This is a genomic window from Paenibacillus solisilvae (assembly GCF_042656405.1).
Lineage (GTDB): Bacteria > Bacillota > Bacilli > Paenibacillales > Paenibacillaceae > Paenibacillus_Z > Paenibacillus_Z solisilvae.
Window position 1 is genome coordinate 49812 of the sequence record NZ_JBHSOW010000130.1, and the last position, 12279, is coordinate 62090.

General features: G+C 55.5%; 8 protein-coding genes. 1 reads left to right on the forward strand and 7 read right to left on the reverse strand.

Annotated elements, in window-relative coordinates:
* Positions 1-29: 29 nt before the first annotated feature.
* The 4 genes from ACFPYJ_RS31730 to ACFPYJ_RS31745 are packed head-to-tail and all read right to left on the reverse strand — an operon-like array spanning position 30 to position 8858.
* Positions 30-2723 (reverse strand): family 78 glycoside hydrolase catalytic domain, encoded by a 2694-nt coding sequence (locus ACFPYJ_RS31730; RefSeq protein WP_379192349.1) that lies wholly within the window; start codon positions 2721-2723, stop codon positions 30-32.
* Positions 2724-2763: 40 nt separating this feature from the next.
* On the reverse strand, positions 2764-4437 hold the full coding sequence (locus ACFPYJ_RS31735; protein ID WP_379192351.1) for a hypothetical protein: 1674 nt from the start codon (positions 4435-4437) through the stop codon (positions 2764-2766).
* Between the two features lie 15 nt (positions 4438-4452).
* Entirely contained in the window at positions 4453-6780 is a 2328-nt protein-coding gene (locus ACFPYJ_RS31740; protein ID WP_379192353.1) for a glycosyl hydrolase family 95 catalytic domain-containing protein, read from the reverse strand.
* Positions 6777-8858, reverse strand: a complete 2082-nt coding sequence (locus ACFPYJ_RS31745; RefSeq protein WP_379192355.1) for a YyaL domain-containing protein — start codon at positions 8856-8858, stop codon at positions 6777-6779. The genes ACFPYJ_RS31740 and ACFPYJ_RS31745 overlap by 4 nt, the downstream gene beginning before the upstream one ends.
* 243 nt (positions 8859-9101) lie before the next feature.
* Here ACFPYJ_RS31745 and ACFPYJ_RS31750 point away from each other — a divergent pair, with 243 nt between their 5' ends.
* A complete protein-coding gene (locus tag ACFPYJ_RS31750; protein WP_379192357.1) occupies positions 9102-10010 on the forward strand; it encodes a helix-turn-helix domain-containing protein in 909 nt (302 codons plus the stop codon).
* 683 nt (positions 10011-10693) lie between these two features.
* On the opposite strand, the gene ACFPYJ_RS31755 is transcribed toward ACFPYJ_RS31750, so the two are convergent.
* The 3 genes from ACFPYJ_RS31755 to ACFPYJ_RS31765 are packed head-to-tail and all read right to left on the reverse strand — an operon-like array spanning position 10694 to position 12251.
* The gene (locus tag ACFPYJ_RS31755; protein WP_379192359.1) at positions 10694-10930 is read right to left on the reverse strand and encodes a hypothetical protein; all 237 of its coding nucleotides are present in this window, start codon (positions 10928-10930) and stop codon (positions 10694-10696) included.
* A complete protein-coding gene (locus ACFPYJ_RS31760; protein WP_379192361.1) occupies positions 10923-11123 on the reverse strand; it encodes a hypothetical protein in 201 nt (66 codons plus the stop codon). Before ACFPYJ_RS31760 ends, ACFPYJ_RS31755 begins: the two co-directional genes overlap by 8 nt.
* Before the next feature lie 45 nt (positions 11124-11168).
* Positions 11169-12251 (reverse strand): sialidase family protein, encoded by a 1083-nt coding sequence (locus ACFPYJ_RS31765; RefSeq protein WP_379192363.1) that lies wholly within the window; start codon positions 12249-12251, stop codon positions 11169-11171.
* Positions 12252-12279 lie beyond the last annotated feature (28 nt).

The window sequence follows — 12279 nt, forward strand, 5'->3', positions numbered from 1 at the left end:
CCATGACCATATTCGTCAACATCACAACTTTAGGCATTAGCCGTTTGTACCGGCATCCATGTGCTCGTGAATGCATATTTTCCGGAGCCGGCCCGGAATACACAGCCTTCTGCACTCTCCTGCAGTAGGGTGCAGCCTGCTCCGGCATTCCCGCCTGGATTAACGTCCGCAAGGACGTTCCGGCCCGGAACGTGAACGGTTGCGGCCGTATTCGCAGGAACCTCGATTTCAAGCCGCAGCTCTCCCTGCTCGGACAGGTTCCATTCCACAGAAATGACGCCGTAAAGCGATTCATAGGCGGCTCTCACGCGGCTCAGGCTTCCACCCGGCCTCGGCCGGATGACCGCATGCCCGAAGCCCGGTTCCGCCGGGTCAGCCTCAATGCCGGCCATGTAGCGGAACATCCACTCCCCGACCGAGCCGAGCGAGTAGTGATTGAATGAGTTCATCGATGGCGTCTGGAAGCCCTTCTCCTGCGTCCAGCCGTCCCACCGCTCCCAGATCGTCGTCGCGCCGTGCTTGATCGAATACATCCAGGACGGGAATGCTTCCTGGGTAAGCAGCGTATACGCGGCATCGAGCTCGCCGCTGTCGGTCAAAGCCGGCAGCAGGTAGCCTACGCCGAGGAAGCCTGTGGACAAGCGGTCTCCGCGCTCCCGGATATTGCCTGTCAGCCGGCGGATCGCCGCTTTCTTCAGTTCGTCCGTCAGCAGCCCGAACTGGAGCGCCAGCACGTACACGGTTTGCGTATCGCCATGAATACGGCCGTCGCTTCCGACAAATTCGGAGCGGAACGCTCCGGCTATATCGTCAAACAGCGCTTCGTAACGGTTCATATCCGCGGTCTTACCGATCGCCCCGGCAATTTGCGCCAGCACCTTCGCGCTGTAAGCAAAGTAAGCCGTTGCCAGCACCTCGCTCGGGGTATCCGCCCCGATCGACAGCCAATCGCCGTAGTTGGCGTAATTCGGACGAATCAGCCCTTCGCTGTTATCCGTCAAGTAGTTCACCCACCGAACCATGGCGTCATAGTGGGTTTCAAGAATCTGCTTATCCCCGTACATCAGATACAGCGTCCACGGGATAATGACGCCGGCATCTCCCCAACCGGCATTATCCGGCGCAAACCAGTTCAAATTCGTGTTCCACATTTTGTGGCGGATCCAGCCGGCATCCGGCGCTACGTCCGTAAATGCGCCGGAAGGCTGCTGGCAATCGATGATGTCCCACATATACTTCGTGAAAAATCGCGATACGTCCATATTGTAGGAAGCTGTACGGGCAAAGATTTGCGCGTCCCCGGTCCAGCCGAGCCGTTCGTCGCGCTGCGGGCAATCGGTGGGGACGGACAGGAAATTTCCCCGTTGTCCCCATGTAATATTGGCATACAGTCTGTTGACCATCGGGTCGGACGTTTCGAGGCTTCCCGTCACCGGCGTATCGGAATGAATCACTTTTCCGGCAATCGTCGTCAGTTCAGGCTCACCAGGGTACCCAATCAGCTCAACGTAACGAAAGCCGTGGAACGTAAAATGAGGCTCGTACCGCTCATCGCCCGCGCCCTTCAGCACGTAATGATCCTGCTGCACCGCTTCCCGCAAATTGTCCACATACAGCGTGCCGTCCGGACTCAGCATTTCCGCATGACTAAGCGTGATCTGCGTTCCCGGCTCGCCCTTGACGGTTACTTCGGTCCAGCCGACCATGTTCTGTCCCATATCGAAAATGTATGTCCCGGCCGCGGTTTTTCTGATATCAACCGGCTTCAGCGTCTCGGTGATGCAGATCTGCGGCTCCACCGCTGCAACGAGCAGGCCGTTATAGCCGGACCGGACGTCCGGCGACTCCCAGCCGGAAGCGTCGTAGCCCGGACGGTCCCAGCCCGTCAGCTCAAGCCGCGCATCGTACGTTTCGCCCTTAATCATGTCCGAATAACGGATCGGCCCTTCGGCCGCTCGCCACGAACCGTCCGAAACGACGAGCTCCGAGCTGCCGTCCTCATACTCGATGCTTGCCTGCATGAGGAAGAACGGACGCTCTCCATATACGTGCTTGCTGATAAATCCGACCGTCCCCGCATACCAGCCGTCACCGAGAATAACGCCGAACGAATTCTCTCCCTGCTTCATTTTGTCCGTGATGTCATAAGCGTGCACTTGAACGCGCTTGTCATAGTCCGTCCAACCCGGAGCGAACAGATGGCCGACCGCTTCCCCGTTCACACTCAGCTTAAACAGTCCAAGCGCGGTGGCGTATACGACAGCGCGCCGGACGTTCGTTTTGACGGCGAACGATTTGCGCATATAAGGAGAAGGCTGCATCGCAAGTCCCGGGCTCGACCTTCTGCCGATCCATTTCCCCTTCCACTCTCCGCGCGACAAAATCCCCATCGTCCAATATGCGGTCTCACTCCACTGCGACACTTGATCCCGGCCATCCCAGACGCGAACCTTCCAGAAATATTCACCTTCCGATCGAAGCGGCGCACCGGCGTATGCGATTTGGATCGACTGGCCGGAAGCCGTTTTACCGCTGTCCCACATATCGGCTTCGTCCTGGTTCATCTTCTCAAGGGACGAAGCGACGACAATTTGGTATGCCGTTTGCCGTACGTCACGCTCGTCCGACTCGAGCCGCCAGAACAGGCGGGGATGCATCGAATCGATGCCGACCGGGTTAACGGCGTATTCGGTTTTGCATGCAGTTATTCGTATCGTTGTCATTTGAATTCCTCCGAATAAAGAGTAAGAAACGAGTCGGATGCTAGTTTGAGCTGTGTATTTCCGCATGAAGCGTACGGCCGGCCGGATCCGCTTTGTAGAAACGGATCTCGGTATTGCCGAACCGCTGGCGCCAGCAGTCGCCGGACCCGAGAAAAGGGGCGGCGGCTTCGCGCGCGTCGTCGCTAAGAAAGTCGCCAGTGACGATCCACGCTCCGCCGTTTCCGAAGCGCCGGCTTTCTTTCCAGCCCGCCGGTACGAGCCATTCAGCCACAATGACGACCGCGCCGTCCTCCGACCGGCGCCTGACCGCGGAGAGCGTCCCGGCCGAGAGTCTGGAGCCGGCGGCGATGATCAGCTTCGGGCTTCCAAGCTGATCGTCACGAACATGCTCATCAAATGCGAGCGCGTTGTTCACCGGTTCAAATAATGTGTGAACCGCCGTTTGCGGCAGATCCGCACAGCCCGACAGCAGCGGATATCCTTCCGGCGGCACCCGCTTCCTAAGCACATGCCTTGGAAAATCGTAACCGGGAATATGCATGCAGCTGCCGTGTGACGGAATTTTCCCATGGCTGAGCAGATGCCAAACCGGGAAGATGCTTTTCGAAGACTCCGGCACCTGCAATTCCCGGTTTCCGTACAACCTTGCATTCTGTCCGTAGTTGCTGTCTTCCGAATGGATGACGGCGATATCCGCACTGGCCTGATCATGCCGCCAGACAAGCGGATGGCGGGGCACGTAATCATTCACGAACCGATGCCACGCCTCTCCGAATTCCGTCCGCACAAGCCGGTTCTCCCGGTGATGGAGCAATACGTCGATATTTTCCGCAAACAGATGCGTCGGACCCATCAAGTACCCCATCCGCAGCGCCGATTCAAACTCCTCCGGCGAATGGCCGGGAAAGCCCGAGATCCGGGTAAACCAATGTCCGATGTCCGGTCCCCACAAATCGGCGCAAATCCACATCGGCCTCCCGTATTGCTTAGCGGCGCCAAGCGCGGTCCCGAGCTGCAGCGCCTGAAACGATTCCTTCATGATTTTCGGGCAAACAGCCATGCCGGCGCGCGCCTTCGCGTGAAACATCACCGGAAACACATGCTCCGAAACGAGCGGAGCCGCTGCCGCGTCCAGCCCATGGCCGGCCAATAAATGCCTTACATGCTCGACACGGCCGCGGACCGCATTCACCATGCCGGCATACGCAGGTTCAAGTCCGAACCCGTCGGTCGCTCCCCAATGCGGGAACCACCCGTCCTTCCGATATTGGCCCGCATTGATTTGCAAATGCTCCGGTTCGTCATACAACAAGCCGATGAGGCGGCCGCTCCGGGCTGCTTCCAAAATCGCTTCGTCCGGCACATCCCAGCGGTTCGTGCCTTCCACCCAGGGTCCGTTGATATTGCCGTATTCATTGCCGAGGCAGACGTCTATCCCATGCAGAACCATATCGCGGATCATTTCCGATTGGCCCTCAAGTCCCGGCAGCATGTGGTGTACATAGAAGTCCGCATCCAAGCTCTGAAGCGCTTCCACAAACTGCTCTGCCGAAGGCGCAGGATCCTGCGACAAGTAAATTCTACCGGTTCCCGTACGCATAATCCGGTCGGAGGCTTCCCCCGCCCACGGGTCCTGACAAGCCAGTACGGGTCCCTGGATGCCGAGCTCCGGCCGATGGCCGATTTGGCTTGACTGCGGCTGTTCCTGCTCCATATTCGATATCCTCCTTCATGTTCGATCGGCATTCTCGAAGACGACGCTTTCCCCGGCGCGAAGCTCAAGCGAGATCAACCTCTCCGACGTCTCCATCATGCTGTCGCCCCGGTGGATGCGCGCCTTCCCTTCGAACGGATTCCCAATCCGCAGCGTCTCGTCCCGTTCACTGAATACCGTAACTAAGCGGACTTTGCCGTCCCGCTTAAGTCCCGACAGCAGGAACGCGCCTTCCGCGCGGATGCCCGAGAACGAAGCATCCTTGAAGCGAGCCGCGAGACCCGTGAATACACGAATCGAGCCCCGGACGCACTGCACGTACATTTCAAGCACGCCAGCGGCAGCGGCGATCGAAGCTTCCACCTGCATCGTGTCACCGCCTGTAAATTGGCAGAAACCGCCATAGTTAGCGTTATGCCTCGTCGCATAGCTCGGCATCATGTATACATCCTTCAGCAGGCGGAGCGACAGCAGCGCCATATCCGCCCGGCCCATCCGGTTATGCAGGATCGAGGCCCAAGGCATCGACCAGCCGGCCCAGCGTCCCATCCCTTTGTCGACCCAAGACTTGTAGGAATTCGATACCATTTCGCGCTGCTCCGGATCCGACATATCCATCGTATCGAACGGGTAAATGCCGGCAAGGTGCGAATGATGCCGGTGTGAGTCGGACAGCGGCTGCCCTTCCCACAAATACAGCTCGAGGCCCGGCTTTGTGCCGAACTCCTGGTATTGTCTCGGTCCGGCCGTATAGGGGGGCAGCTTGGCTTGAACGTCTGCGACGACCGCCGCGAAGTCCGAGTCCAGACGGTATTTCCCTTCAAGCTCAAGCAGCTTCTCGCACAGAAAATGAACGTTGACAAGGAAAAAGGTTGAATTCCTGCCGAGCCCATCTGGAGACGAGCCGCCGTATTCCGGAGAAACCGACACCGGAAGCGCGTATTCATTCTCTTCTTTATCCATCATCGCATAAAAGACATTAAGCGCTTTCCGCATAAACGGATATACTTCGCCCACGAGGTATTCCGTATCGCCGGCGTAACGGGCGTACTGCCACATCATCTGGGCGACCCATGAGGTGTTCGCCTGGTCGATCGTACCCGTCCACATGCCCCCGACAGGGCGTCCGCGGTCATCGACGGAATGTCCGAGCATATAACCGTCGTCGATGCCGACGAATCGTTTCGCATTGCGCGCAAGAATCGGTTTCCAGCCGTCGATCATCGTAAAGAGCGGCTTCAGGCTGTCCAGCAAATTGGCGCCGTATGCGGGCCACAAGCATTCCTGGACATTAATGTTAAAATGGTAATCGCAGCTCCAGGGAGGATTGCGGTACTCCTCAGCCCATGGGCCTTGGAGCGTTGGAGCGATTTTACCCGGCATCGAGTTGCCCAGCATCCGGTAGATGCCCAAATAGTACATGTTCTCGATCTCGCGGTCCGGAAGCGAAATGTCCGCCGCCTGCTCCCATAAGGCGCGCCAGCGGTTCTTCGTTTCATGCAGCGCCCCTTCGTATCCGAGCAGCTCTGCCTCGTTCAGCCGTTCAAGCGCCGCCTGAACCGCGTGCTCCGCCGTGTCGCCGTATTCCGCCGCAATGGCGATTCCTCTCTCCGACAGCGCAGGCAGCACTGCGCACGCCGGATCCTCCGGCAGCTCCTGCACCCAGCCTTTCCTGCCTGGCAGCTGAACTGCCCTTGGAGCTGAAATGCCGAAATCGTCAAAGTAGGCCTTCACCTTCTCGAAAGAGTAGGCAGGCTTCGCCTCCATGCCTTCAATCAGCTCCGCATCGGCGGAAAGCAGCAGCATCGGATGCTCGATCGCCACGCTGACTCGGATCAGCCGCTCCTGTCCGTCCATGCGGCAGCAAATGACGGCCTCCCCCTCGTCAAGACGGAGCGAAGCGCCTTCGATCGTGACGCCCGGCTTCAGCTTGACATCGAAGCGGCCCATCGCAAGCCGGGTCGGCCGTTTTTCTTTGCCGTTCATCGTCATCGTCGGATAGAGCCGGCGGGCACCTTCGAAATCACCGCTTTGCAGCAGCGACTTCAGATGTTCATAGGTACAGTTTTCAAGCCACTCGGTACCTCCCCGGTGATCCCAGTAATCCGCTCTGTTGATCGTGAGCATCACCGTTTGCTCTTGAAACCAGACCAAAGCGCCAAACACGCCGTTCGACAGCGGCATGCCGTCGTGACAGTATCTCGTTTCCAGCGTCCATGGTATTTCATAAGCCGGTTTTATCGGTACAGCCTTCACAAGCTCCAGCTCCTTTCCTTTCCATTCATTCGGTACGCACGAAGTCCCCGTATCCCGTATTGCCAAAGCGGTCTCCACCCGTGTCATCGATATTCCTTCTCGCCTTGCAAACGCAGCGCGTTAGACAGGACGAGCGCGATTACCCAGGAAGGGTTCCATACATTGCTGTTCCCGCGCTCGTGATAATGCGTTTGGTAAAATCCTTCTCCTTGTTCCCCGACGACGGTAAATCCCCATTCCCCGGGACCTGCGCATATTCCTTGTCCCATGGCCTCGGCCATGAGCTTAGCGATCGATGCATATTCCGTTTTCCCGGTCATTTGACCGAACCGCCAAAATTCATAGCATGGAAAGAAAACGTCCAAATGATGATTTTGGACGCTGACGCCCGGCCAGCCGACGGCATTGAAATGACGGCGGCGGAGCGGAGCATCCCTGTCGTATTCGGGATTCCATACGAACACATACGTAAGCAGCCAATCCGCCGCAACCTCCGCCCATTCCTCGTACCTGCTGTCTCCGGTCAGAACGAACAGTTCATAAGCAGCCAAAAAATAATACATGCCGGCTTCTTTGTCCTCGCATCTGGCATCCAGCGTCGAACGCGCGAAAGGGCGTTCGAACGTCCGGGCATGCAGATCGTAATAACGCTCCATAACCGCCTCGGCATGCTTCAGATACTTCCGGTCTCCGGTCACCTTGTACGCCTTGGCCGCCGCGATGACACATGGAATGCCGGCACCGGTCACCATCTCGTCGTTCGGCGCTCCGTCCTTCAGCCAGCCCATCGGATAAATGCCGGATGGAAGTGTTGCGCCCATGAAGAAATCGGCGGCTTCGCGAAGCGCATTCAGCCATTGCACTGGAACCTCCCGGCCCTGCTCCCGAAACAGCTCGACAATATCAGCCAGATCCGAAATCGTCTCTCCATATGCGCGGCTGGAGACGACCGGCTTTCCTTTCATCGTAAAATATCCCCAAGTACGGCTTTCCAGTTCATAAGAACAGCTGCGCAGTCCCGGAACGCCGGTAGCGCTTCCATGCAAATAAAAGGAGGCGGCCTGTTCGCACCGGGAAATGCGTTCCTCGTCCTGCAGATGAAACCCGATCCGCGCATCGCACCAGGCCAGCTTCAAACACTGCCCCGTCCAGCCGTACAGAAAATGGAACGGAAGACGGTTCAATTTGCCGAAATCATTCGAATCGTTAAATTTGACATACCCGGCTGCGCCGCCCGAACTGCGCCAGCGGTCGTCCATCGCATTCGTTTTCAGCCGGATGATTTCGTCCATCGTCCAAGGCTTCGCCCCTTTTGGCTCAAACAGCTGCCAGCCCTTTCGGACGACCTCGCGGAACCCCCATCCGGATCTGGGCAGCTTTCCCCAATCGAGTGCGTAACGTTTGGAGAGCGTTCTGCCCGCATTGACGTTCAAATACCCCCCGGAATAAGGCGCGATTTTGCTTTTGCCTACATAATAGATGTCCTTCTGTCCATTAAACAGCACGGTTCCGCTCGTGGCGGCTAATGAGGACCGGCCGCCTTGCCGGAGCACGCCAAGCGCCCCGTACTGAACAGCACCGTCCTCCGTTTCGGTGAAGGACGGAATGGAAAATAACGAAATGAAACCCGCATCATCGCCATCCGTCCATTCCGCGTTGACGCACGGTATCGGCAGCCGATGCTCTTCACAGACGAACCCCTCGTTGTCGCCAAGCTTCGGAACGACCCTCTCGGGATCCGAGGACGGATTGTTGTTATAGATCATATGGGGGATCGTAATTTTCTCCCCTTCCCTGGCCTCGAGCGGGAATACGAGACCGACAGCGGCATCGGAGAGCGGTTTCCCGCTGCTATTGGTCCAGTCCGCATTTACATTCAGCATATGATGCTTATCGAAAGTCAGCTCGATCGTGACGGCGAACTGTAATATAAAGCCGCTCAGCCGAATCGCCGAGGAATCGGAATCGACCCGGGGATTCAGCAGCCGGACCGGTTCATCGTTCCACGGCTTTCCGAGCGAACAGATCAGCATCCGATCGAGCGTTCCTGCATAGTACGGCGAAGCTTCTCCTGCCCCCCGCAGAATAAGCTGAATGCCCGCCGGCGTTTCGATGCATTCGGCAATTTTACTCCCATTCAGGCTTTGGATCATGTGGACCGCCATTGGTGTCCTCCTTGTCTTATGGAATTTCTTCAATTAATGTAAACAAGCTTAATAACAATCATTATACGTTGCGGATATTTGCATTCTATAGGCGTTCTTGGTTGAATCTATAGGTGAAATGCGCCTCAAACCTCCGATTTCGGCTCCGTTTACCGATTTCAAGACTTGAATTCCCTATGAATGCGTCCTACAATTAAAAAACGCCGGCTCCACTCGGCTATCGATTGGAAGAGGGTGAGGGTTATGATCGCACGAACCCGGCATTATAAGGGGGATCGGTTTTTCAAGGGAAAAGAAGACATTTATGTAAACCGCGTTACGGAAGCGTTCACAATCTGCGAGCATATGCATGATTTTATCGAAGTGAGCTATGTGGCGGAAGGAAACGGCTACCATTACATCGCTAATCGAATCATCCCGGTTAAAAGCGGAAATCTGTTTATTATTCCCGTCGGAACCTCTCATGTCTTCAGGCCGTCATCGCCGAACCAGAGTGCTAAGCTCATCGTCTACAACTGTCTGTTCCGTTACGCAACGTTCGAGAAATGGAAGCATCTGTTCTTCGGCGGTTCAGACATCGATCGCGTCATGCACAACCAATTGAACCCGGGAATTCCCTATCTCCACGTCTTCGACAGACATGAACGGCTGCAGCCCTTAATCACAACGATGCATAAAGAATTCCGTCAAAAAGATGAAGGCTATGAAACGATTCTACTGGCGATCCTCATTCAGCTGCTCATGATAATAAACCGTCTCGGGAACGAGGCGGAATCGGCCGACGCGAACGGCAGAAGAGGCAGGCAATCCGATATGCTCGGCGACGCCGTGCGCTTTATTCAGGAGCATTATGCGGAGAACATTACATTGAAGCAGCTCGCAGCCCAAGCGTTTATGAGTGAAAGCCATTTTCATCGCTCCTTCAAAAGGTTGACCGGCTTGACATTTACCCAATACTTGCAAAAAATACGGATTGAAAAATGCTGCGGTCTGCTGAAAACATCTGACCAATGCGTCAATTACATCGCCAACCGGATCGGCTACAAAGATATGAAGTTCTTCTATGCCCTGTTTCTGAAAAAAACCGGCATGACCCCGCAGCAATACCGCAAATATCATCAGTCGGCCGAATCTTCGGCGTATCCGGTGTAAACTCGCCGGAGCATGCACAAAGCGGCTGTCCCAAATCTTAACGAAGTTGGGGCAAACCCGTATTGCACTTGTGTGAACAACTTGCAGCGTGCTTAGCATTCGCGGTTTAATTCTGCATTGTGCGCAGCTCCCGGCGCGTGGCAGGCCGATAGGTGTCGGCAGTCAACCTCATGACGCATGGGCATCTATACTGGATTGTTACAGCTATTTCGGGCTTTAGATGTACGAATGAGCGCTATACTGGAAATTTCCAGTTATAAATGCCAAATTGGGCTCCAAAAGGCTCATTTGGGGCGATATAGCTGTATGGAATGCAGTATAGAAACAGTCTTAATCGGATGGAAGTCTTTTAACTGTACGAATTCCAGTATAGGCTGGGGTGTAACAGGTATCTGATGCTAAAAAACAAAGGGTCTGTCCAAAAGCCTATTGGCTCTTGGGACAGACCCTTTGCTGCTTGCAGGGATTAATTTCGATTTCAATTCCGCTACGGCGTTATTAATAGAAGCTTCAAGCTCCCGAAGTGCGGTATCCGCAGCCCGGTTTTCAAGAACGATGTTTAAAATCGCCTGCTTTGCGATCCGACAGTTCAAACTCATATTTTGCTTACCTGGGAAACGGGCGCGTCTTGATCATTATGAAACAATGCCTTCACGTTTTTCCCGTTATAATGGGACGATCCGTTACCGAATGCCTGGTGGATGTCCCCGTTTCAGCGGCGACCGGCTCCCATGCTTGCTGATTTCCAATTGGTGTTCATCGGAAATCAGATACGAGATGACCTGGAAAGGCTCTTCCTTCTGTTTGCTTAACAGGCTTATCGCAAGAAACGAGCTGTCAGGCGCCTTTGGCTTCAACATCGGAAACGCGCGAAAAACCGGATAGGTGACGATATCCCATTGGAATGCCGGATTATCCATGCAGTTCCCGCACACAATTGCCGGTTTCTTTCCATTTATCGATCAGAAAACTAAAATAAATGGCCTCGTTAAGAGGTTCCAGTCGAATATGAGGAAATCTGGCTTCCACCGGTTTTTGGATCATGTTCAAGAAATACGAGTCTGTCAAGCCGTCGACGCAGCATGTTAATGTAACCTGGCGTTCACCGTTCATCATTTACCCTCCGCGTTACGAATGGTTTGAATCCCCCGAGGCCTATTACAGGCCGGCGAAGCTGTGTTTCTCCGCCCATTCCGCATCGACGCGGACGTATTTGATCGCTTTGCGCAAATAGGAGAACGCGATATGAAGCTTCCCGTCGCCGGTTGCAATAATCGACGGGTAGGAGTAGCCGACCTCACGTTCCTTATACTCCAAATCCGCGGTTTGGACGTTGCGAATAATCGGCCACGTCTTCCCGTCATCCTCCGAAATAGCCAGCGTAAGCGGCGTCCGGAGCGTTTTGCGGCGGAAATTGTCCCCCTTCTTCACCCATCGGAACTGGTCCCTTTCAATTGAAGCGTTATTGAAAATTAGCGCAAGCCGGCCGTTCCCGAGTTCCGTCACCTGCATGGAGGAATTATTGTTCGGCAGCACGCTCTTCTCGGGAACCGTCCAGCTCCGGCCGTTATCCGCAGATACGCTCGTATAGATGCGGTCGGCTTGGCGGCTGCGGTACATGGCCAGGAGCGTTCCGTCGCTCCGCTTGACGATATTCATTTGAACGCGGTGCAAACTTTCCGGGACTTCATGCTGTTCCCAGGTGCGCCCTTGGTCCGTACTGATCTGGACGACGCTGTAATGCCCGCCGGGCTTGCAGTAGTAAGCAGGCAGCAGCCAATCTCCGTTTTGCGAAACGACGATTGGATGCCGAAGAAAAATACCTGGGCCTTCAAACAGCACTTCCGGAGTCCCCCATGTATGTCCCCGATCCCCCGAGATGCGGCGGACGACACGGGACGTTTTCTGATCATGCGGCTCATTGGACGTGTGAAGCAGCCATACTTTTCCGCTGCCGGGCTCCTGAAACAGGACGGGATTTTGCTCGGAGCGCTCCAGGTCATTAGCCAGCAGAACAGGCTCGGACCATATGTCCGATCCTGCCGGCAGTCTCGACATGATGACATTCGTATCCGGGTTACCCTCGCCGCTCCCGGAAAACCAGACGCACAGCAAATCTCCATTGTCCAGTGCAAGCAAATTGGCTGAATGGCTGTCCGGTTCATATTTAATCGGGATATATCCCTCCGTTACCTCCGGATCATTCTCAGATGCTGCAATCCTTCCATTAAAACGTTCCACTATATCCCACGCTCCTTTATCTCATCAA